At 68.0% G+C, this 22,990-nt stretch carries 17 protein-coding genes; 5 read left to right on the top strand and 12 right to left on the bottom strand.

Features of this window, described 5'->3' with window-relative positions; all coding sequences use genetic code 11:
• The first annotated feature begins 423 nt into the window (after positions 1-423).
• Complete coding sequence (gene ftsH / locus H3O04_RS20060; protein ID WP_202588314.1) at positions 424-2,403, top strand: ATP-dependent zinc metalloprotease FtsH; 1,980 nt, start codon at positions 424-426, stop codon at positions 2,401-2,403.
• A gap of 174 nt (positions 2,404-2,577) precedes the next feature.
• Here the strand turns inward: ftsH and otsA are convergent, their stop codons facing one another.
• From otsA to H3O04_RS20075, 3 genes are all read right to left on the bottom strand, one after another.
• A complete protein-coding gene (gene otsA / locus H3O04_RS20065) occupies positions 2,578-3,984 on the bottom strand; it encodes an alpha,alpha-trehalose-phosphate synthase (UDP-forming) (protein WP_006478986.1) in 1,407 nt (468 codons plus the stop codon).
• Between the two features lie 465 nt (positions 3,985-4,449).
• Complete coding sequence (locus H3O04_RS20070; protein WP_105797625.1) at positions 4,450-6,069, bottom strand: methyl-accepting chemotaxis protein; 1,620 nt, start codon at positions 6,067-6,069, stop codon at positions 4,450-4,452.
• Between the two features lie 475 nt (positions 6,070-6,544).
• Positions 6,545-8,629: a TonB-dependent receptor gene (locus H3O04_RS20075; protein WP_237666366.1), complete on the bottom strand. Its 2,085-nt coding sequence runs from the start codon at positions 8,627-8,629 to the stop codon at positions 6,545-6,547.
• A 413-nt stretch (positions 8,630-9,042) separates the two neighbouring features.
• Here H3O04_RS20075 and adhP point away from each other — a divergent pair, with 413 nt between their 5' ends.
• Positions 9,043-10,071: an alcohol dehydrogenase AdhP gene (gene adhP / locus H3O04_RS20080; RefSeq protein WP_175882975.1), complete on the top strand. Its 1,029-nt coding sequence runs from the start codon at positions 9,043-9,045 to the stop codon at positions 10,069-10,071.
• Between the two features lie 70 nt (positions 10,072-10,141).
• Here adhP and H3O04_RS20085 read toward each other — a convergent pair whose 3' ends face one another.
• The 3 genes from H3O04_RS20085 to H3O04_RS20095 all read right to left on the bottom strand — a co-directional run bounded on the left by H3O04_RS20085 (position 10,142) and on the right by H3O04_RS20095 (position 13,389).
• Positions 10,142-11,587, bottom strand: coding sequence for a sialidase family protein (locus H3O04_RS20085; RefSeq protein WP_006478990.1), 1,446 nt, complete (start codon positions 11,585-11,587; stop codon positions 10,142-10,144).
• Positions 11,588-12,043: 456 nt separating this feature from the next.
• On the bottom strand, positions 12,044-12,475 hold the full coding sequence (locus H3O04_RS20090; protein ID WP_006478991.1) for a MarR family winged helix-turn-helix transcriptional regulator: 432 nt from the start codon (positions 12,473-12,475) through the stop codon (positions 12,044-12,046).
• Positions 12,472-13,389, bottom strand: a complete 918-nt coding sequence (locus tag H3O04_RS20095; RefSeq protein ID WP_124591650.1) for an alpha/beta hydrolase family protein — start codon at positions 13,387-13,389, stop codon at positions 12,472-12,474. Before H3O04_RS20095 ends, H3O04_RS20090 begins: the two co-directional genes overlap by 4 nt.
• 266 nt (positions 13,390-13,655) lie before the next feature.
• On the opposite strand from H3O04_RS20095, the gene H3O04_RS20100 reads away from it, so the two are divergent.
• Positions 13,656-14,624, top strand: coding sequence for an ABC transporter substrate-binding protein (locus H3O04_RS20100; protein WP_202588315.1), 969 nt, complete (start codon positions 13,656-13,658; stop codon positions 14,622-14,624).
• A 61-nt stretch (positions 14,625-14,685) separates the two neighbouring features.
• Positions 14,686-15,780 (top strand): LLM class flavin-dependent oxidoreductase, encoded by a 1,095-nt coding sequence (locus H3O04_RS20105; protein ID WP_202588316.1) that lies wholly within the window; start codon positions 14,686-14,688, stop codon positions 15,778-15,780.
• 75 nt (positions 15,781-15,855) lie between these two features.
• On the opposite strand, the gene H3O04_RS20110 is transcribed toward H3O04_RS20105, so the two are convergent.
• From H3O04_RS20110 to H3O04_RS20135, 6 genes are all read right to left on the bottom strand, one after another.
• Positions 15,856-16,788 (bottom strand): ABC transporter substrate-binding protein, encoded by a 933-nt coding sequence (locus H3O04_RS20110; RefSeq protein WP_202588317.1) that lies wholly within the window; start codon positions 16,786-16,788, stop codon positions 15,856-15,858.
• A 34-nt stretch (positions 16,789-16,822) separates the two neighbouring features.
• Positions 16,823-18,616: an amino acid ABC transporter permease/ATP-binding protein gene (locus H3O04_RS20115; RefSeq protein WP_202588318.1), complete on the bottom strand. Its 1,794-nt coding sequence runs from the start codon at positions 18,614-18,616 to the stop codon at positions 16,823-16,825.
• Between the two features lie 65 nt (positions 18,617-18,681).
• A complete protein-coding gene (locus tag H3O04_RS20120; RefSeq protein WP_027810432.1) occupies positions 18,682-20,034 on the bottom strand; it encodes an LLM class flavin-dependent oxidoreductase in 1,353 nt (450 codons plus the stop codon).
• 10 nt (positions 20,035-20,044) lie between these two features.
• A complete protein-coding gene (locus tag H3O04_RS20125) occupies positions 20,045-21,094 on the bottom strand; it encodes an LLM class flavin-dependent oxidoreductase (RefSeq protein ID WP_202588319.1) in 1,050 nt (349 codons plus the stop codon).
• 53 nt (positions 21,095-21,147) lie between these two features.
• Positions 21,148-22,101, bottom strand: a complete 954-nt coding sequence (locus tag H3O04_RS20130; RefSeq protein ID WP_074803269.1) for an ABC transporter substrate-binding protein — start codon at positions 22,099-22,101, stop codon at positions 21,148-21,150.
• A gap of 66 nt (positions 22,102-22,167) precedes the next feature.
• On the bottom strand, positions 22,168-22,728 hold the full coding sequence (locus H3O04_RS20135; RefSeq protein WP_041492194.1) for a GNAT family N-acetyltransferase: 561 nt from the start codon (positions 22,726-22,728) through the stop codon (positions 22,168-22,170).
• 11 nt (positions 22,729-22,739) lie between these two features.
• On the opposite strand from H3O04_RS20135, the gene H3O04_RS36210 reads away from it, so the two are divergent.
• The coding region (locus tag H3O04_RS36210; RefSeq protein ID WP_237666367.1) for a hypothetical protein at positions 22,740-22,990 on the top strand (251 nt) is incomplete at its 3' end.

Genomic DNA, 22,990 nt, shown 5'->3' on the forward strand with positions numbered 1-22,990 from the left:
CAGCCGCGACGCAGGGCGGAATGCAACGGCCGCTATCGCGCGCGGCGGCGCGACACGGCTGTCACGAAAATGTCATGAACGCGACTATAACGCGGCAAGGGGGCGGATGAAAGTCGTTCGTCGGACGATTCGACGCGTGCACGGCGAGCGGTGCGCGACGCCCGCACGCGAACTAGACTGGAATCAGGGGCGGCGCGTCACGGCGTGCCGCCCGGGCGAGGATCGCCCCGGCGACGCCGGCCGACGGTGTTGCCGAGGCGGTATCGATGGGACGAACGACGCGAGACAGCGAGGCGACGATGGCGTGGATGCATGCCGTTTTCGGCTGGTCGTCGCGGCCGCAGCCGCGTACCCGTTGCGCGGATTGCGCGCGCGTGCCGGCGTGAGCACACGCCGCGCAGCAGATACGGCCGGCCCGATGCCATGGACAGGAAATTCGACTACCCGGGATTGCTGATCGCGGCGGGCTTTTTCCTGCTGTTCGCCGCGCAGTTGCTGATGCTGCACCCGACGTCGACGCCGATTGCGTACAGCGATTTTCACCGGCTCGTCGCCGCGCGGCTTGTCGACGATCTCGAGATCGGCCCGGCGTCGATCTCGGGCACGTTGAAGATGCCGCAGGCCGGCACGATGCTGCCCGCGTCCGACGCCGCGGTCGTGCGGCAAGCCGGCACGCCGTGGCGCTTCACGACCAGCCGCGTGAGCGACGAACACCTGATCGACACGCTGACCGCCGCCGGCATCCGCTATCACGGCACGCCCGATACCGGCTGGATCACGTCGCTCGCGTCGTGGTTGCTACCGCTCGTGCTGCTCGTGTTCGTGTGGAACATGATGCTGCGCAAGCGCGGCGGGCTGCAGGACTTCACCGGGATGGGCAAGAGCCGCGCACGCGTGTACGTGCAGCAGGAAACCGGCATCACGTTCGACGACATCGCGGGCATCGACGAAGCGAAAGCCGAACTGCAGCAACTGGTCGCGTTCCTGCGCAATCCCGATCGCTACCAGCGGCTCGGCGGCAAGATTCCGAAAGGCGTGCTCGTCGTCGGCGCGCCGGGCACGGGCAAGACGCTGCTCGCGCGTGCGGTGGCCGGCGAGGCGGCCGTGCCGTTCTTCTCGATCAGCGGCTCGGCGTTCGTCGAGATGTTCGTCGGCGTGGGCGCCGCGCGCGTGCGCGACCTGTTCGAGCAGGCGCAGCAGAAGGCGCCGTGCATCGTATTCGTCGACGAGCTCGATGCGCTCGGCAAGGTGCGCGGCGTCGGCCCGATGTCGGGCAACGACGAACGCGAACAGACGCTCAACCAGTTGCTGGTCGAGATGGACGGCTTCCAGGCCGGCGCCGGCGTGATCATCATGGCCGCGACGAACCGGCCCGAGATTCTCGACCCCGCACTGCTGCGGCCGGGCCGCTTCGATCGTCACATCGCGATCGACCGGCCCGACGTGAACGGCCGCCGCCAGATCCTCGGCGTGCACGTGAAGCGCGTGAAGCTCGCGACCGACGTCGATCTCGGCGAGCTTGCATCGCGCACGCCGGGCTTCGTCGGCGCCGATCTCGCGAACGTCGTCAACGAGGCCGCGCTGCATGCGGCCGAACTCGGGAAGCCGGCGATCGGCATGGCCGACTTCGACGAGGCGATCGACCGCGCGCTGACGGGCCTCGAGCGCAAGAGCCGCGTGATGAACGAGCAGGAGAAGCTGACGATCGCGTATCACGAAGCCGGCCATGCGCTCGTCGCGGAGAGCCGCGCGCATTGCGACCCGGTGAAGAAGGTGTCGATCATTCCGCGCGGCGTCGCGGCACTCGGCTACACGCAACAGGTGCCGACCGAGGATCGCTACGTCCTGCGTCGCAGCGAGTTGCTCGACCGGATCGACGCGCTGCTCGGCGGGCGCGTGGCGGAAGAACTCGTGTTCGGCGATGTGTCGACCGGCGCGCAGAACGACCTCGAACGCGCGACCGCGATGGCGCGCCACATGGTCATGCAATACGGAATGAGCGAGAAGATCGGGCTTGCGACGTTCGACGACGGCGACGCACGCCAGGGCATGCCCGGCGCATGGCATGCGGGCGACGGCCGCTGCAGCGAGCACACCGCGCGCATGATCGACGACGAGGTGCGCACGCTGCTGACCGATGCGCATGCGCGCGTCGCGGCGACGCTCGGCGAACGACGCGACGCGCTCGAACGCATCGCGCGACGGTTGCTGCAATGCGAGGTGCTCGAACGCGACGTGCTGCAGGCGCTGATCGACGGGTGCAGCGAACCGCCGTCGGCGACGGCGGCAGCGTTACCCGGTGACGAAACGAGCGCACGAGGCGGCGCGATCGAAACGGAGCAGGCGTCTACCGTCGAGCGCGATTTCATCGCGTACCGACGGCCGCACGAACCCGATCATTGAAGCGCGCTGCGCGGACCGGCGAGCGTCGCGTGTCGATCTGCCGACACTGCGCGTTTTCTTTCCCTTCTTTCCGCCACGGCGCCGCCATGAGCGACGCACACGTATCGGTCGAACGTCGTGGGTCGTGCTCGAATGCCCGCCGGGACGACGGACGCGTGAACGCGCGCCAGCGCGTCAGGATTCGGTCGCGGCCGCGACTTCGGCCGCTTCGGTGAGCGCTTCGAGAAAGCGCGTGCGCCACCAGTGCACGTCGGTCTTGCGCATGATCGCCATCAGCGCCGCGTGACGCTGGCGGCGCTCTTCGAGCGGCATCGTGAGCGCGCGCTGGATCGCCTGCGCGGTGCCTTGCGTGTCGTACGGATTGACGAGCAGCGCCGACTTCAGTTGCTCGGCCGCGCCCGCGAAACGCGACAGCACGAGCACGCCCGGGTCGGCCGCGTCCTGCGCCGCGAGGAACTCTTTCGCGACGAGGTTCATCCCGTCACGCAGCGGCGTGACGAGCGCGACCCGGCTTGCACGGTAGAGGCCGGGGAGCCGCTTGCGCGCGACGGTGCGGTGAATGTAGCGCATCGGCATCCATTCGAGCTCGCCGTAGTCGCCGTTGATCGCGCCGCACAGACTGTCCATCTCGCGCCGCAGGTCGTCGTAGGCGCCGAGATCCTCGCGGCTCGGCGCGGCGATCTGGATCAGCGTCGCGCGGTCGCGGTTCTCCGGATAGTGTTCGAGCAACTCGCGGAACGCATGCACGCGCTGCGGCAGCCCTTTCGTGTAATCGAGCCGGTCGACCCCGACCAGCAGCTGACGGCGCGAATATTCGTCGCGCATGCGCTCGAACATGTCGAGGCCGTCGCGATCGCGCGCGAGCGCTTCGAATTCGTCGACGTTGATGCCGATCGGGAACGCACCGGCCGACAGCGTGCGGCCGAACGCGCGCAGCCGGCCGTCGGGCAGCCGCGCCGCGCCGGCTTCGGCCTCGACGTAATGCTCGAAGTGGAGCAGATCCGATTCGGTCTGGAAGCCGACGAGGTCGTACGCGAACAGCGAGCGCATCAGCCATTCGTGTTCCGGGATCGCGGCCATGATCGGCGGCGGCGGCATCGGGATGTGCAGGAAAAAGCCGATCGGATTCGTGCAGCCCATCGCGCGCAGCTCGGCCGCGAGCGGAATCAGCTGATAGTCGTGCACCCAGATGACGTCGTCGGGGCGCAGCAGCGTGCGCAGCTTGCGCGCGAACAGCTGGTTCACGCGTCGGTAGCCGTCGGCGAAACGCCGGTCGAACTGCGCGAGATCGAGCCGGTAGTGAAACACCGGCCACAGCACGTTGTTCGAGTAGCCGAGATAGTAAGCGTCGTAATCCTGCGGATCGAGGTCGACCGTCGCGAGCTGGATGCCGCCGACGTTCTGGATCTGCACGTCGTCGCCATGCGTGGCCTGATCGTCGCCGCCGCGTAGCCTGCCGCTCCAGCCGAACCAGACGCCGCCGGTTTCCTGCAGGCTGTCCTTCACGGCGACGGCGAGACCGCCTGCCGCGGCTTTACGGGGATCTGCGATGCGATTGGATACGACGACGAGTCGGCTCACCAGCTCTCCTGACGATTGTTGGGGAAGGGGGCGTGCGGCCAGGCGCGAGAGACAGACGCCGCCATCGGTGCGCGGTGCGCGAGACGATGGGGCCGCATGGCGGTCGGACGGGAGTCAGGGAATGCGATTCGCCGTCCGGTCGAAAAGTACTTTTTTAGGATACTCGTCATTCGTGCGTTTTAAAAGTCTGTATCGATGCACGATGCGGGCGCGCATGTCGGGCGCTATCCATGACGAGGGTGCTGCAACGCGCGAGGCCCGAGCGGGACCGAAATTTGCGCGTCGCTGCGGAAGCAGTGTGCGCAAGGCCATGCGGGGAGTGGGGCGAAGGACGCGCATGGCGGCATGCGCAATCGACTGCAACGATTTTCGATGAGGGATGCGGCGGTTACGCGGTGCGTGCCAGCGTGACCCAGACGGACGAGCGTAACCGCATGCGCATCGTCGTCTGGTTCGCGCATGCCGTTACGCGGCAGCCGGTTGCCAGTGACGCACGTCGGCTTCCTGCTCACGCGCGCCCGGCGACGCCCCATGTGAGCCGGACGGCATCCGGAACGCGGCGACCGTTTCGGACAACTCGCGGCCCTGCGCCTCGAGCGACTTCGATGCGGCTGCCGCCTGCTCGACGAGCGCGGCGTTCTGCTGCGTCGTCTCGTCCATCTGCGTGATCGTCAGGTTCACCTGGTCGATGCCGCGGCTTTGCTCGGCGGATGCGGCCGCGATCTCGCCCATGATGTCGGTCACGCGCGCCACGGCTTGCGTGACGTCGGACATCGTCTTGCCGGCTTCGCCCGCGAGCGCCGAGCCGTCGCGGATCGTCTGCACCGACGCGGTGATCAGTTCCTTGATTTCCTTGGCCGCGGTCGACGAGCGCTGCGCGAGATTGCGCACCTCGCTCGCGACGACCGCGAAGCCGCGGCCCTGTTCGCCCGCGCGGGCGGCTTCGACCGCCGCGTTGAGCGCGAGGATGTTGGTCTGGAACGCGATGCCTTCGATGATGCCCGTGATGTCGGCGATCTTCGACGAGCTGTGGCCGATCTCCGTCATCGTGTCGACCACGCGGCCGACCACCGAGCTGCCGCGGTGCGCGACGTCCGATGCATTCGCGGCGAGCGTGCTGGCCTGTTGCGCATTTTCCGCGTTCAGGCGCACCGTCGACGTGAATTCCTCCATCGTCGCCGCGGTTTCCTGCAGCGACGCGGCCTGTTCCTCGGTGCGCTGGCTCAGGTCGAGGTTGCCCGATGCGATCTCGCTCACCGCGTGCGCGATGCTGTTCGACGAGTCGCGCACGCGGCCGACGATGCCGATCAGCCGTTCGTTCATCGTCCGCAGCGCGTCGAGCAGGTCGCGCGTTTCGTCGTTGCCGCGCACCTCGATACGGCTGCCGAGATCGCCGTTCGCCACCGTGCGCGCGACGTCCACGGCCGCGCCGATCGGCACCGTGATCTTGCGTGTGAGCCACAGGCCGCCGCAGGCCGCGATCGCGACGGCGATCAGGCAGATGCCGGCCAGCAGGTTGCGCTCCGCCGTGTAGCGATCCGCGAAGGCCTGCGCGATTTCGAGTTCGCGTTCATGCGTGAAGGTCGCGTAGGCGTCGGTTGCGCGCACCAGTTGCGCGAGCAACGGGCGGCAGTTGTCCTCGATGTCGGCGATTGCGTCGTCCTTCTTGCCGGCCTGCGCGAGTCCGACGATGCGCAGCGCAACGGGCCCGTAGCCGGCCTCGATGCGCACGATGTCGGCCACCAGTTCGCGTGCGCGATCGGAGGTGTCGGTCGCGTTCGCCATGAGTTCCTTGAGCTTCGCGAGATGGTCCTGCACGTCCTTGTGCGCGTGGTTCACCTCGGCCAGTTCGGCTTCGACGTCGGCCGGCCGGGTGACGAGCACGAGGTTGCGCGCGGCGATCGCGCGCCGGTCGACCGCGGTGCGGATTTGCGCGGACAGGTTCGCCCGCGCGTTGATGCCGTTCATGTAGCGTGAAAACTCGGCGTTCGTATCGGACAGTGCCTTGAGGGCCATGCCCGACACGATCACGACGACCGCGGCGAGCAGGCCGAAGCCGCCGAGGAGTTTCGTTTTGATGCTCATTCTGGCGATTTTCACGTTGTGCCCCTGTGCGTGTGGTTGGCAAATGGAATTTATCGTTCGACCAGATACGGGATCGTGCCGGCTTTAACGGGTATTCGGGATGATTCTTTACCCGTCAAAACCCTTACATTCTGTTTTCGATTGAACAAAGCCTTGTCGTACGGGCATTCTTGATCTCGATCAAAAGAGGCGAGGGGCGATATTTACTGAATTGTTTATGCGAGGTATTTGAAACCGGATTTACTGGTAAAACAATAAACGTCATTTTTATAGTAATTGTCTGATGAGTTCATTCTAAATTACCGGTGAATGCCGGAATTTCATTGCGGAGGAATGGGGAATGGAAGCCGATATGCGTATTCACGACGATCGGCGTGAATGATGCGACTGTCTGACGGACAAACGGAAAGGACGCGGCGGCGTCGGGTTCGCCCCGGAAAGCGGCCCGCGACGGGCGCCGCGAGCCATGCGAGGGTCAGAACGTGGTGCGCAATCCGGCCATCACGCTGCGCCCGCCTTGCGGGGCGAAGCCGCGCACGACCGACGTCGAGTAGCGGATCTCCTGGTTCGTCAGGTTGTCGCCGCGCAGGTAGGCGAGCCAGTGCGTCGGGCCGACGCGGAATTTGTACGTCAGCATCACGCCGAGCGACGTATAACCGTCCGTCGAGAAGTCGTCGTCGGGCACGCGATGCTGCGACCACGCGTGCGTGATCTGCGCCCGCGCGCCGAACGGGCCATAACCGTAGTCGGCCGCGAGCGTCGCGCGCAGCGGCGCGATGCGCGGCAGCGGCTGGCCCGTGTCGACGTTGCGCGCGTGCGTATAGTCGGCCGTCAGTTCGAGATCGACCGTGTGGCCGCGCCGCGAGAACGCACGCCACTTGCCGTCCAGCTCGACGCCGTAGAACTCGGCGCGCACGCCGCGGTAGATTGCCTCGTTGAGCGAGCCGTCGGTGCCGGGCGCGACGGGCTCGCCGTCGTCGTCCACCACGCGGCCGGTGTTGTACTCGGTCAGATAGTTCGAGAAGCGGTTGTAGAACACGCCGACGCTGCCGCGGTTCGGCCCGCTCGCATAGCGCAGCGACAGGTCGGTCGACACGGCCTTTTCCTTCGACGCGTTCGGGTTGCCGATCAGGAACTGGCCGGTCGCATCGTGCGGACCGTTCGAATACAGCTCGTAGAAGGTCGGCGCGCGTTCGGTGTAGGCGACGTTCGCCGCGATCGACCATACCGGCGTCAGCGAGAACAGCGCACCGGCCGACAGGCTGCCCGCATTGAAGTCGCGCGGCTGCGCGCCCGCGAATTTCTCGACGCCCGCCGGATCGGGATCGACCTTCACGTGCTCGAAGCGGCCGCCGAGGCTCAGCTTCAGCGCCGGGACGACCTGCCATTCCTCGAGGCCGAACAGCGCGACGCTGTTGGTGCGGGTGGACGGCACGAGCATTTCGTCGCCGAGCGCCGAGAACGTATTCTGGCCGAACTGCACGCCGATCGCGCCTTCGAACGGCCCGATCTTTCGATGGCGTGCCTCGATGCGCGCCTCGTAGCCGCGATTGCGGAAGGTGGTCGCCGTCTCGCCGTTGTCCACTTCCTTGTGGCGGTAGTCGGTGTACGCGAAATCGAATTTCAGCTTCGTGAACGGCCCGCTCAGGTTGCGCACCTCGGACGCGAACGCGAGGCGTTCCTGGCGCATCCGCAGCCGCACGTCGCTTTCCGCGACGGAGCCGTAGTTCGATTCGTAGCCGCTGTACGACAGGCCCGCGAAACCGTCCGCCCACGTGTACGACGCGCCGACCGCGCCGCCGTGCACGCGCCCGTCGCTGTTCGGCACGTTGCCTTCCGGTTGCGGCGTGTCGGGGCCGTCGATCGCGCGCTGCTGGCTGCTGCGCGCATAGCCGGGAATCCGCAGCTTGCTGGTTTCGCGATCGAATGCGTCGACGTGGAACGCGAAGCGGCCGTTGCCGCCTTCGACCTGCGCGGCGCCGGCGCGCACGGAATTCGCGCCGCCGTAGCGGGCGTCGAGCGCGCCCGTCACGCCTTCGATCGCTTCGCGCGGAATCCGGTTGTCGATCGTGTTGACCACGCCGCCCACCGCGTTGCCGCCGTACAGCAGCGCGGCCGGGCCGCGCACGATCTCGACGCGCTCGATCGACAGCGGGTCCTGCGGCACCGCGTGATCGTACGACAGCGACGACGCGTCATACGCCGCGACGCCGTTCTGCAGCAGCCGGATCCGGTCGCCGTCCATCCCGCGGATGATCGGGCGGCCGACCATCGGCCCGTAGGTGGTGGTCGACACGCCGGGCAGCCCGTTGAGCGTTTCGCCGAGCGAATCGGCCTGGCGGCGTGTCAGCGTGTCGCCGGAAAGCTGGGCGGTCGGCGCGATCAGTTCGGTGTCGCCGAGCGGGTTCGCGGTCACGAAGATCGGTGCGAGCGGTGCGGGTGCGGCGGCAGGCGTGCCGGACGCGGCGGGCGCATCGGTCTGCGCGTGGGCGACGGCGGCGCACAGCATCAGCGACAGGGACGAGAGCGGGCGAAGCGGTAAGCGAGGGAGGTCGCGCATGGTCGGTGAATCGGTTGGAATCGGATCGGATAACGAGCGATGCGGGCCACTGCTGGATACGATATATTGTTGCGTCGCTGACGCGCAGTGACCCGTTGGAACATGGCTCGGCAAGGCGCGGCCACCTGGTTGGAACGGCATCCGGTGGACGAGCACGCGAAATGATATGTTATATCATGTCAAAATCCAAGCCGAATGGCAGGATCTCGTCGGGTTTCTGTCGGAACGGTGAAAGGGTGGCGCGAGCAGCGGGGGCGGCGTGCAATCGACGGCTCGAGCTTTCGCGTCGAACGATGCCGATCGTGGCGAAGCCGCGTTGACCGCTGCATCCGTTCCGATGCGTTGACGCGTATCAACGTGCTCCGGTGCCGAAACCGGATACTGGGTTGCTCATCACCAGACAGGAGCAACGCATGACCCAGACCATGAAAGCGGCCGTGGTACACGCGTTCGGCGAGCCGTTGCGCATCGACGAAGTGCCGATCCCCGCACCGGGGCCCGGCCAGATTCTCGTCAACATCAAGGCGTCGGGCGTCTGCCATACCGATCTGCACGCGGCCGACGGCGACTGGCCCGTCAAGCCGTCGCTGCCGTTCATCCCGGGCCACGAAGGCGTGGGAATCGTCGCGGCGGTCGGCGCGGGCGTCACGCACGTGCGCGAGGGCGATCGCGTTGGCGTGCCGTGGCTCTATACGGCCTGCGGCCATTGCGAGTACTGCTGCACGGGTTGGGAAACGCTGTGCCATGGGCAGCAGAACACCGGCTATTCGGTGAACGGCAGCTACGCGGAATACGTGCTGGCCGATCCCGACTACGTCGGCCAGTTGCCCGCGCAGGTCGCGTTCGACGAGATCGCGCCGATCCTGTGCGCGGGTGTCACGGTCTACAAGGGCATTCGCGTCACCGACACGCGCCCGGGCCAGTGGCTCGCGATTTCCGGCATCGGCGGCCTCGGGCACGTGGCCGTGCAGTATGCGCGTGCGATGGGCCTGCACGTCGCGGCCATCGACATTTCCCCCGACAAGCTCGCGCTGGCGCGGCAACTGGGCGCCCATCTGACGATCGATGCGTCGATCGACGACCCCGCGAAAGTGATCCAGAAGGAAATCGGCGGCGCGCACGGCGTGCTCGTCACGGCCGTATCGCGCAGCGCGTTCGCGCAGGCGCTCGGGATGGTCCGGCGTGGCGGCACGGTGGCGCTCAACGGTTTGCCGCCGGGCGATTTCCCGCTGCCGATCTTCTCGACCGTGCTGAACGGCATCACCGTGCGCGGGTCGATCGTCGGCACGCGGCGCGATCTGCAGGAATCGCTCGATTTCGCGGCGGACGGCCTGGTGCGCGCGCACATCCACCGCGACCGGCTCGGCAACATCAACGACATCTTCGCGAAGCTGCGGGAAGGGAAGGTCGACGGGCGCATCGTGCTGACCGACATGCATTGATGCGCTGGAGCTGCGCCCGCCGCCGCGCGACGCATGGCGTCGGAGCGGCGGCGAGGTGGCCAGGCGCGCGTTACGGCGCGAAGAACACGTCGGTGCGGTTCGTCAGGTTGCCCGCGTTGGTCTGCACGAAGAACGGATGGAACGACGACGACGGGAGAACGTCGAGCCCCTGGTAGTCGCCGATGAAGAACCCTTCGGCGTTGGGCGCGAGCTTCATGTCGAACGGGCCGCCGACGCGCCGCTCGTCGGCGAACGTGGCGCCGCCGTCGTGCGAGATCTTGCGCCAGAAGCCGGTCGGCAGCGTCGTCGTGTTGCCGGCCTGCAGGTCGCGGAAGTCGTAGTGCGTGACCATCACCGCGCCCGTGTTGTCGACGCGCACCGACGGATTGAACGCGGGGCGCCCGGTCGGCGTGTTCACCTGTTGCGGCGTGCTCCAGGTCGCGCCGCCATCCTTCGACGTCGATAGCGCGATCTCGTCGTACGCGCCGCCGTTGAAGCGGCTGTCCTGCCACACGACGTAGAGCTGCCCGGATGCGGGATCGATCGCGGGTTCGGGAATGATGTCGCCGGTGCGCACGGGTTCGCCGGTGTTCGGGTCCGTGACGCCGACCGTCTGCAGCCCCGCGATGATCTGCGGCTTGGTCCACGTCGCGCCGTCGTCGGTCGACTTGATGAACGCGACCTTGCCGGCCGCTTTGCTGAACGGTGGCTGGATCAGGTCGAAGAAATCGTAGAGCGTGCCGCTCTTCGGATCGACGACGATCTGGTTGCCGATCGTCTGCTGGCGCGACGGCACGTCGACGATCACCTTCGCGGCGCTCCACGTCTTGCCGCCGTCGGTCGTCTTCGAGAACAGCGTCGGCCCGCGATACGCCTTCGTGTGCAGGTTCGCGTACGGGTTGCCGTTCGGCAGCTCGAGACGGTCCCATACCGCGTAGGCGGTGCCGGCCTTCACCGGGTTGGCGGTCACCGATTCCTTGTCGTTGAAGAACTGCGTCGTCGGTTCGTCGTTCGCGATCAGCACGGCCGGGTTGCTCCACGTTTGCCCACCGTCGGTCGAGACCGACGCGCCGACCGCGTTGGCGTTGTTCGACTGGTTGAACGAGATCGATACCGAGTAGGCGGTGCCGTCCGGCCCGAACGAGACCCACGGATCGGACGCGCGCTCGTATTTCAGCCCGCCCGGCGCGCATGCGCTGAACGGCTGCGGCGTGCGCGCCCAGGTCGCGCCGGCGTCGAACGTGTAGCCGGCGACGAGCCCGTGGGCGCCGCCGTTCGACCAGCGGTCCTGCTGCCACACGCCGATCATGTTGTTCGGGTTCGCCGGATTGACCGCGAGCCACGGTTCGACTTCTGCATTCACGTAGTTGGTGCCCGGGCCGCCGATGGTGCACGCGGCGAACGGGCTCGGGCCGGACACGACGACGGGTTCGGCGTGCGCCACGGCAGCGGCGGCCAGCGCCATCGCGGCGGACAGACGGGTGACAAGCGGATGGGACACGATCATGCGTCGCATGGACGACTCCTCGGTGAGGGGCGGATGCGATGGCGGGGCACGACGAGACGACGCGAGCCGGGGCGCGGCGAATCGTGCCGCGCACGTCGTGACGTGCCGTTCAGCTTGCCGTTTCAGTCATCGCGATCCGCGTGCGCTGGATGCCGCCAGCGCTTCGGTTAAGACTCCTCTTCGTTTTCAATGCTTGTCGGGTGTGTCTGCGATGTCGACCCGACGGGAACGCCAGTCCGGGCATGCGACGAATGTGTCGAAGTGGATTGCAATGTAGGCGATTCGAATGCCGCGCAACAGACGGTTTTTTGTAACAGGACGTAGCCGGAAAGCGTTGCCGGAAGCAGGCGTCCGGCATGCAAGATTTGCCGTTGCGGCGGCATGAAAATCGAATCGAAAACGCGAATCGCAATCGCTTGCGATTGATGTCCGGCACGCGCCGACTGTGAGCGCGTGATGCGCTGCTCAGCGCTCCGCCGGAAAGCGCTCCTGCAACGTGTGCAACCAGCGCGCGACGACGTCGAGTTCGGCGTCGGAAAACCCGTCGCACAGCTTCCCGTTGAGTTCGCGCAGCAGCACGCGCGCACGCTTGAGCGCCGCGTGGCCTGCGTCGGTCAGGTACAGCCGCGTCGCGCGGCCGTCGTCCGAATCGGCATGACGCGTGATGAGGCCGGCTTTCGCCATCCGGTCGGCGAGCCCCGTCATCGCGGACGGCGCCAGTTGCAATGCGGCGCCGACTTCACCGATCAGCGCGCCGTCCTGCCTGGCGAGACAGAACAGTGCACCGGCCTGCGCGGCGCTCGCGCGCGTTTCGGTTTCGGCCTTGCGGTCGATCCAGCGCTGCACGCGTCGCTGGCCGATGTTCAACATGAAAAACAGTCGTCGGTCTTCGCTCAAGCTGGGTTCCCGGCTGCAATGGAAAGAGAGGGACGGCCCGCGGTGCGCGGCGTGTCGAGCGCCTGCGCGAGCCAGTCGGCGACGTCGGGCCACAGCACGGTGCCGGGCCGGCTTCGAAAGAAGCCCATGTGCCCGACCGGGCCGCTGCCCGCCGCGCGCGGATCGATCTGGCGGCGTTCGACCTTCGCGCGGGTCAGATAGCTTACCAGCAGGCCGATCGCGGCCGGGTTCGCCCACGGATCGTCGTCGAAGCCGAGCGCGAGGATCGGCAACTGCTGCTTCGAGAAGCGCTCGGCCGCGCCGAGCGTCGGATCGTCGAAGAAGTAGTGAGGCAGCGTCGTCCAGCGGCTCCATTCGCGGAACACGCCGGCCGGCAGATCCTCGCCGAGCCCGAGCCGCTTGCCGGGCACGTAGCCGAGCAACGCGGACGTCAGCGGGCCGAGCACGCGCAGGATCAGCCGCACCTTCAGGCGCTCGGCCGCCTGCGCGATCAGCCGCGTGCTGCCCGCATGCGCGGCGACCAGCACGGCCGCGCGCAGATGCGTCGTCGCGCCGGACAGCCCGATCGCGTGGCCGCCGACGCTGTGGCCGACCGCCAGCAACGGCAGCCCTTCATACGCGTGCCGGGCCCACGCGGTCGCCGCGCCCACGTCGAGCTCCATCCAGTCGCGCATGCGGGCCTGCAGCGCGCCCAAACGCGCCGGCCGCGATGCGCCGATGCCGCGATAGTCGTAGGTCAACGCCGCGAAACCGCGTTCGGTCAGGAAGCGCGCGAAGCCCGCATACAGCCGCTCGGGCACGGCCGTCGCCGGATGGATCAGGACCAGCGCGCGCGGCGTCGCATCCGGCGACCACAGCGTGCCGTGCAGCACGTAGCCGTCCGCAGCGGAAAATTCGATGGGTTCGGAGCTCATGGGCGTCCTCGCTCGGGTAGTTATTTCGTATGCGAAATATAGTTCGTAATTTATTTCGTGCACGAAATATCTGTCGAGGAACCCTTCGAACTTCGGGAGGCGTCGGCAGACGACGAGCAGTGCACGCACGCGAGCGAGTCATAAAATATTTGCATCTTTGCATAGAAGAATATTGCGTTTGTGTCATGAAGTGGATCGACGTATCTTCACCGGTTCCATCCGTTGCGCCGGCGGTTTCGCACGGCGGACAAACCTTCCGGGAGATCATGTTGCTGAGCCGAATCGTCACGGCGCTCTTGCTGGCGCTCGCCGCGCAGCCGGGCATCGCCAAAGACACCGTCACGTTGCGTGTCGGTGAGCAGAACTACTTCAACATCCAGGCGTCGATGGAGGCGTCCGGCGCGCTGAAGGATCTGCCTTACACGATCGAGTGGAAGCACTTCCAGGCCGCCGCGCCGGTGGCCGAAAGCCTGAACGGCAACGCGATCGACCTCGGCTTCCTCGGCGATTCCGCGCTGCTCACGCTGGCCGCGCGCGGCGCGCCGGTCAAGGTCGTCGCGGTGTCGCGGCAGAGCCTCGACGGCGTAGCGATCCTCGTGCCGAAGAACTCGCCGGTGCGCACCGTGGCCGATCTGCAAGGCAAGACCATCGCGGTATGGCGCGGCGCGTGGAGCCAGCAGCTCGTGCTGCGTGCGCTCGAACACGCGGGGTTGCGCGCCGATTCGGTGAAGTACGCGTACCTGATGCCGATCGACGCGACCAATGCGCTCGCGAACGGCTCGGTCGACGCGGTGTCGCTGTGGGAGCCGTTCGTCAGCACGCTGGCGTTGCGGCAGGGGGCGCGCCCCGTGACGACCGCGCAGGGGCTGATGCCGGCGCTGAGCTTCGTCGCTGCTAACGAGCAGGCCGCGACAGGCAAGCGCGCCGAAATCACCGATTTCCTGCGGCGCGTGGTGGTCGCGCGCCAGTGGGTCGACAGCCATCCGCGCGAGTACGCGGACCTGTGGGCGAAACGCGCGAATCTCGAACCCGACGTCGCGTACCGCTGGCTCAACAATGCCCGGCAGCGTGTCGGCCCGGTCGACGAGACGGCCGCGAAGGACGCGCAGAACACGGCAGACTTCCTGCACAAGTCCGGCGTGATTCCGACCGCGTACGACACGTCGAAGCTGCTCGACCGCTCGTACGCAGGCGCGTTCGCGGCGCCCGCGCAGAAGACCGCCGCCGCGCAGTGACCGTGCGGCCCGCTACACGATTCCCGCCATTCCTGATCGACATACCCGAGGACATCCCGACATGCCAGTCGACATCATCGGCATGATCACCGCGACGCCCGGCGCGGAGGTCGACGTACCGGGCGGCGCGGCCGTCCAGCCCGACTACCTGCGCCGCTTCGCGCAGGCGCACGAGGCCGCCGGCTTCGACCAGATCCTGATCGGCCATTTCAGCAACGCGGCGGACGGCTTCATCGTCGCGTCGTTCGCGGCCGCCGCGACCGAACGCATCCGCCTGCTGCTCGCGCACCGGCCAGGCGTGATCGTGCCGTCGGCCGCCGCGCGGCAGATCGCGACGCTCGACGTGTTCAGCGGCGGCAGGCTCGCGCTGAACGTGGTGTCCGGCGGCGACGACGCCGACTTGCAGCGCGACGGCGATTTCGTGCCGCACGATGCGCGCTACCGCCGCACCGGCGAATATCTCGACGTGCTGAAACGGATCTGGCTGGCCGATGCGCCGGTCGATCACGACGGCGCGTTCTACCGGCTGCGCGGCGCGTCGCCGCTCGTGAAGGGCGCGCAGCGGCCGCACGTACCGATCTATTTCGGCGGCTCGTCGCCCGCCGCGCTTGCCGTTGCGGGCGAGCATGCGGATGTCTACATGACGTGGGGTGAGCCGCTCGATGCGGTGCGCGAGCAGATCGCGCGCGTGCGGGCCGCCGCCGCGCCGTTCGGACGCGCGCCGCGCATCAGCGTGTCGTTCCGGCCGATCGTCGCCGATACCGAGGCGGCCGCGTGGGAGAAGGCCGAGGCGATCCGCGAGCGCGTGCGTGCGGCGCGGCTCGCGAACGGCCAGCCGATCGCCGGTCACGCGCCGCAGAATGCGGGCTCGCAGCGGCTGATGGCCGCCGCCGCGCAGGGCGACGTGCTCGACGAGCGGCTGTGGATGGGGGTTGCGAACCTGACCGGCGCGCGCTGGAATTCGACCGCGCTGGTCGGCACGCCCGAGCAGGTCGCGCGAGCGCTGGGCGCGTATTACCGGCTCGGCGTATCGACGTTCCTGATTCGCGGTTTCGATCCGCTCGACGATGCACTGGCCTACGGGCGCGACCTGATTCCGGCGATTCATGCGCACATTGCGGAACTCGACCGCTATCAGGCGGCGGTGCCGGCGTAGACGACCGACCGACCGATCGAATCGCGCCGGCCTGTCTGTCACGACATGCCGGCGCGATTGTCTTGAGCAACACGCTCAGAACGACGGCAACCCCGGCGGATTGGTCTCCGCCCGCGCGATCGCCTCGCTCTGCAAACCCCAGCGCGCCAGCGCCTGCCCATAGCGGCCGTTGCCAATCAGCGCATTGGTGGCGAGCGTCAGCGCGGGCGCGAGCCCGCTGCCGCGGCGCGTCGCGATCGCGACGTCCGCATTCGCCGGCCAGCCTGCATTGACGACGCCGACACGGCGGATCTTGCCGGTGCGCGCGGCCTCGTACGCGAGCGACGCGTTCGGGTTCAGCTCCGCATCCGCGCGGCCCGACAGCAGCGCGATGCGCGCGGTCGCATCGTCGTCGAAATAGAGCAGTTCGGCCGGCTTCAGCCCTTGCGCGACGTTGCGCTTGCTCCATTCGAGCAGGATGCGCTCCTGGCTCGTGCCGGCGCCGGTGATGATCCGCAGGCCCGCGATGTCCTTCGGCTCCGCGATCTTCGCGATCGGGCTGGCGGTGCGCACGTAGAAGCCGTGCAGCCCGAGCCGGTAGGTCGTAAAATCGTATTTCTCCTTGCGCTTCTCGGTCACGCCGACGTTCGAGATCACCGCGTCGTACTTGCCGGACGTCAGCCCCAGCGGCCAGTCGGCCCACGCGATCGGCAGTAGCACGAGTGTACGGCCGAGCGCGTCCGCGACCAGTTGCGCATAGTCGGGATCGGCACCGACCACGGTGCGCGCGTCGGTCGCATAGGTCGACACGGGCGGCGCGTGCGGCGAGATCGCGACCGTGAACGCGCCGTCGCGCACCCAGCGGTAGCCGCTGGCCGCGCGGATGGCCGCGTCGTCGGGGCTCGCGCGCAGGCGGCCGGCCTGACGCGGGTCGAGGTCGGCGGTGGCGGCCGCCGCGCGTGCCGCGTGCCACGGCAGGCCCGATGCCGCGACCAGCGCGGCCGTGATGAACTGGCGTCGATCGGTCATCGCGCGGCACCTCGCAGGTCGAAAGCGGCGCGCATCACAGCACCCGCGACAGGAACGCGCGGGTGCGCGAATGCGACGGCGCGTCGAGCACGACCGCGGGCGGCCCGGCCTCGACGATGCGCCCGCGTTCCATGAACAGCACGTTGTCCGCCACTTCGCGTGCGAAGCCGATTTCGTGCGTGACGATCACGAGCGTCGTGCCCGAGCGCGCGAGTTCCTTGATCACGTCGAGCACTTCGTTGACGAGTTCCGGATCGAGCGCCGACGTCGGCTCGTCGAACAGCAGCACCTTCGGACGCAACGCGAGCGCCCGCGCGATCGCGACGCGTTGCTGCTGGCCGCCGGACAACTGGCGCGGGTACGCATCGGCTTTATCCGCGAGGCCGACCCGCGCGAGCAGCGTGCGCGCGGTGTGCTCGGCCGCATCGCGCGTCACGCCGGCGACGGCGATCGGCGCTTCGATCAGGTTCTCGAGCACCGTCAGGTGCGGGAACAGGTTGAAGTTCTGGAACACCATGCCGACGGCCGTGCGCCGCTTCAGCACGTCGCGTTCGCTCAGTTCGTGCAGCACGTCGCCGTCGTGGCGATAGCCGATCAGTTCGCCGTCGATGTCGATGAAACCGTCGTCGACGCGTTCGAGATGGTTGATCGTGCGCAGCAGCGTCGACTTGCCGGAGCCGGACGGGCCGACGATCACGGTCACGCTGCCGCGCGGCGCGACGAACGACACGTTGTCGAGCACGCGCTGCATGCCGAACTGCTTCGACACGCCATGCACGGCCACTTCGCCGCCGGTGCGCGACACGGCGGCCGCGGTATCGGTGCGCGTGTCGTCTGCAGCCTGCGCATTCGACGCCGCACGGCGTGACGCGACACGCCGCCACAGCCCGCCGAGGCGCGCAAGCGCGAACGTGACCACCGACGGCGGCGGATTGCGCAGCGCGCCGCGTGCATAGTGCCGCTCGACCTGCACCTGGATCGCGGACAGCACGGTCAGGATGATCAGGTACCAGACGGTCGCGACCATCAGCAGCGGAATCACTTCGAGGTTGCGGCGATAGATCACCTGCACCGTGTAGAACAGTTCGGGCATCGCGAGCACGTACACCATCGACGTGCCTTTCGCGAGCGAGATCAGGTCGTTGAATGCGGTCGGCAGGATCGCGCGCATCGCCTGCGGCAGCACGATCCGCGACGTCTGGCGGCCGCGCGGCAGCCCGAGCGCGGCGGCGGCTTCGAGCTGCCCCTGGTCGACCGCGAGAATGCCGCCGCGGATCACCTCCGCGGAAAACGCCGCGTGGTTCAGCGTGAGGCCGAACACGGCCGCGAGGAACGGGCTGATGAGGTCGGTGGTCGGCGTGTCGAACCACACGATGTCGGTGAACGGCACGCCGAGCCGCACGTGCTCGTACAGGTAGCCGAGGTTGTTCAGGATCAGCAGTAGCACGATCAACGGAATCGAGCGGAACAGCCACACGAAGGTCCATGCGCTGGCGGATAGCAGGCGCGAGCGCGACAACCGGGCCAGCGCGACGAACGCGCCGAGCACGAAGCCGAACACCGCGCCGAGCAGCGTCAGCACCAGCGTGCGCGCGAGCCCCGACAGCACCGGCGGCGACAGGAACCATTCGGCGAACACCGGCCAGCCCCACTGCGGGTTGCCGAGGAGCGAATACAGCGTGATCGCGATCAGCACGAGCGCGAGCACGGTGCCGGCCGTGCGCGACCGGTGGCGCGCGGGCACGATCCGCAAACGCGTGCCGGGCTCGCGTGTGCCGGGGGAAGAGAGCGGCGGCAGCGCGCCGCCGAGGTGGGTCGTGTCGCTCATGTCGTTGGAATCCTCGAATCGATCGATCGGCGGGCGCGCCGCCGTGCATGGGCGGCGCGGCGGCGTCAGGCGTGCGCTTCGGCGGCCGTTTCCTGGGCGGCACCGGGCGTCGCGTAGCGGCTCGCCTTGCGCGGCAGACCGAGGTGGTCGCGCAGCGTGGCGCCGGGCAGGTCGCGGCTGTAGCGGCCGCGCGCCTCGAGCACCGGAATCACGAGTTCGATGAAATCGTCGACGCCCTGCGCCTGGACCGGAAAACCGAGGATGAAGCCGTCGCCGGCGCCTGCGTCGTGCCAGCGGATCAGTTCGTCGGCGACGTGTTCGGCCGTGCCGATGAAGTTCGGCCGCGGCGTCGCGACCGCGAGCGCGGTTTCGCGCAGCGACAGGCCCTTGCGTTTCGCATCGGCCTTGATGCGGTCGGTGGTCGAGCGGAAGCTGTTGCGGCCGAGCTCGCCGAGTTCCGGGAACGGCGCATCGAGCGCGTACTGCGTGAAATCGTGGTGATCGAAATAGCGGCCGAGGTACGCGAGCGCCTCGTCGATCGTCAGCAGGTCGCGGATCGCCTGGTATTTGTCTTCCGCTTCGGCGGCCGTGCGACCGACGATCGGCCCGACGCCCGGGAAGATCTTCACGTCGCCGGCCTGCCGCCCGTGTTCGATCGCGCTCTGTTTCACGCGCTGCGTGAACGCGGCCGTTTCCTCGATCGACGGCGAATGCGTGAACACGGCGTCCGCGTATTTGCCCGCGAGGCCGATGCCGGTGTCGGACGAGCCGGCCTGGAAGATCACCGGCTGCCCCTGCGGCGAGCGCTGGATGTTCAGCGGGCCCGCAACCTGGAAAAAGCGGCCCTGGTGATCGAGCGTATGCAGCTTGTCGCGATCGAAGAAGCGGCCGGTCGCGCGGTCGCGCACGAAGGCGTCGTCGTCCCAGCTGTCCCACAGGCCCTGCACGACCTCGAGGTATTCGTCGGCGATCTCGTAGCGCAGTTCGTGATCCGGGTGCGTCTTGCCGAAATTCTTCGCGGTGCCTTCGAGCGGCGTCGTCACGACGTTCCAGCCCGCGCGACCGCCACTGATCGCGTCGAGCGACGCGAGCTGGCGCGCGACCGTGAACGGCTCGCTGTACGACGTCGAGATCGTGCCCGCGAGCCCGATCTTCTTCGTCGCGACCGCGAGCGCCGACAGCACCGTCAGCGGCTCGAAGCGGTTCAGGAAGTGCGGGATCGACTTCTCGTTGATGTAGAGGCCGTCCGCGACGAACGCAAAGGTGATGCCGGCGGCTTCCGCCTTGCGCGCGACGCCGATCATGAAGTCGAGGTTGATGCTGGCGTCGGGCGGGTTGCTCGGATGCCGCCACGCGTTCATGTGGCTGCCTGCGCCTTGCAGCATCAGGCCGAAGGGAATCGATCGTCGGGTCGTCATGATGGGAATGTCACGCGTTCTGGTCAGGGGAGAGGGAGCGATCGGCCGCGAGGGCCGTCTGCAACGGCGTGGTGGACAGCGCGGCGCCGAGCCATTCGGCAGACGCGAGCCGCGCCGCGTAGTCGGATACCGGCGAATCGATCACGAACGCATCGACGTCGAGCCGCCGGCTCAGCGCGTCGAGCGCGCGGTGCACGCCCTCGGGCGTATCGGCCAGTACCGTCGGGCGCAACTCGTCGATCCGGTAGTCGGACGCGCCGCTTTGCCGCGCGAATTCCGCGGCCGCCTGCGCGCTGCCGAGATTGAAGCTCTGGCCGCCGGCCAACTGCAGCTTGAAGATCTTCAGCGGCCCGATCAGTTGTTCGGCCTCGTCGCGCGTCGGCGCGGCGACCGCGTACAGCGCGACGAGCGGTTTCTCGCCGCCCGCGCCGCGGTAGGCGTCGAGCGAGCGTTCGAGATTCGCGTCGTCGCCGTTGAAATGGCCCGCGTAGCAGAAGCGCCAGCCGTTGCGTGCGGCGAGCGCGCCGCTGTCCGGCGAGCCGCCGAGCAGGATGCGTTCGGGCAACTGCGGCGGCACCGGCATCGCGACCGCGCCGGCGAGCGGATGATCTTCGGCCACGCCCCAGCCGAGAAACGCGTCGAGCTCCGCGAGCTGCCCCGCGAAATCGGGCTTGCGCGCCTTGTCGTGGAACCACTGCAGCGCGCGCGTGGTCAGCGGCAGCCCGCCGGGCGCCTTGCCGATGCCGAGATCGACGCGGCCCGGCGCGAGCGCGGCCAGCAGCTTGAATGTTTCCGCGACCTTGAACGGGCTGTAGTGCTGCAGCATCACGCCGCCCGAGCCGATACGGATGCGCGACGTGTGCGCGAGCAGGTGCGCGACGACGACCTCCGGCGCCGAGCTGGCGAAACCCGGCGTGCCGTGATGCTCGGCAACCCAGAAGCGTTCGTAACCGAGCTGTTCGGCGCGTCGCGCGAGCGTCGTGGTGAAGCGCAGCGCGTCGGCGGCGTTCGCGCCGTCGGCGATCGGACTCTTGTCCAGCAACGAAAGCGAATAAGACATGGTGAGCGGCGTTCCTGCGTGAGCGTGGATGGACGGTGGCGGGCGCGCGGCGCTCAGCTCTTCGGCAGCCCGGGCGGATTCGTACGCGACTGGTCGATCGCTTCGGACGCGAGGTTCCAGCGGTCGAGCACCTGCTGGTAGCGGCCGCTCTTGATCAGCCCGTTCAGCGCGACGGTCAGCGGCTCTGCGAGGCCGCTGCCGCGGCGCGTGGCGATCGCGATGTCGGCCGTGCGCGGCCAGCCGCCGCTGATCGCGCCGACGAGCCGTGTCTTGCCTTGCTGCGCGCTTTGATACGCGAGCACCGAATTCACGCTGAACACCGCGTCCGCCCGGCCCGACTGCACGGCGACGATGCGCATCGCCTGGTCGTCGTAATACTGGATCTGCACGGGTTTCAGCCCGTGCGCGACGTTCTCGCGGTCCCACGCGAGCAGGATCTTTTCCTGGTTGGTGCCGGCATCGGTCACGATGCGCAGCCCCGCGACGTCCTTCGGCTCGCGGATCGCCTGGATCTTGCTGTCGTTGCGCACGTAGAAGCCGACCTGGTCCTTGCGATAGGTCGAGAAATCGAACTTCTGCTTGCGCTCCTCGGTGACGGTCACGTTCGAGATCACCGCGTCGACTTTCCCCGATTCGAGCGCCAGCGGCCAGTCGGCCCACGCGAGCGCGACGATCTTCAGCTTGCGGCCGAGGCTGTCGGACACGAGCTGGCCGACGTCGGCATCGAAGCCGATCACCGTGCGCGCGTCGGTCGCATACGAGCTGATCGGCGGCAGGCTCGGTGCGATGCCGATCGTCAGCGTGCCGGGCTCGGCGAACTTGAACGACGCGGGCACCGCGCGCTCGACTGCCGCATCGGCCGCGCCACGCGGGCGGCCGCGCTGCTCGGGGCTCAGGTCGAACGTCGCGGCGGTCGCGGCCATCGCGGCCGCGATGGCGCTCAGGCCGATCAGTGCGGTGGCCAGCGTGCGCACGGCACGGAAAGAAAGCGGTACGGCTCGATGCATGAAAACGTCCTGTCGTGGCAGCGTGGAATCGTTGAAAGCGGAATGGGCGACGCGAAATGCGGTCGCTCAGCGCGGCAGCACCGGTTCGGGCACGGGCGCCCACAGGTCGGCCAGCGTCGACGTGCGCGACGGATCGACGAGATCCTTGCCGAAACGCAAGTGGAAATACGCTTCCGGGTCGATCGACGAATCGAACAGCCGCGTATAGCCGGTGCGGTCGTACAGCGCCCACGCTTCGGGCTGACGAAAGCCGGTGGTCAGGTAGAGGCGGCGGTAGCCCTGTTGCACGGCGCGCAGTTCGAGCGCTTCGACGATGAGTCGCGCGAGGCCCTGGCGGCGCAGGTCGGTGCGCGTCCAGATGCGTTTCAGTTCGGCGGTCTGCGCGTCGTAGCGCTTGAACGCGCCGCCGCCGATCGTCTCGCCGTCGCGCAGCAGCAGCACGAACGCGCCTTCGGGCGGCGCGAACAGTTCGGCCGGATAGCGCGCGAGTTCGTCGCGGGCCGACGCGCGGCTGTCGGGGCGGTACGCGTTGTAACGGGTCGAATACTCGTCGATCAGCGCGTCGATCAGCGGCTGCGCGCGGACGTCGAGCGGCGTCGTGTCGATGATGCGGTCGTTCGTGGCCATGGGCATCGCGAATGGCGCGCGATGCGGACGTTCCTGGCGGGGTGCGGGCACGCGGCCCGTCCGGTCTGTTCCGTTATCGCGACGCAGTTGTCGTGATGGCGGCGGCTGTCGTGCTTCGTGCGATGCATCCGGCGCGCCGCCGCCGTTTTGAACACGTTAGCGGCGCGGCCGGCAAAGGCGAACGAAGCAATTTCGATAAGGATTTCGCGGAAGGTGGAAGAAGGCTTGCAGGGGGAGTGGGGTGGGGCGAACGGGCGTGGCG

Origin of the sequence: Burkholderia sp. KCJ3K979 (assembly GCF_016759955.1) — a bacterium.
In the GTDB taxonomy this organism is placed as follows: Bacteria; Pseudomonadota; Gammaproteobacteria; order Burkholderiales; family Burkholderiaceae; genus Burkholderia; species Burkholderia orbicola.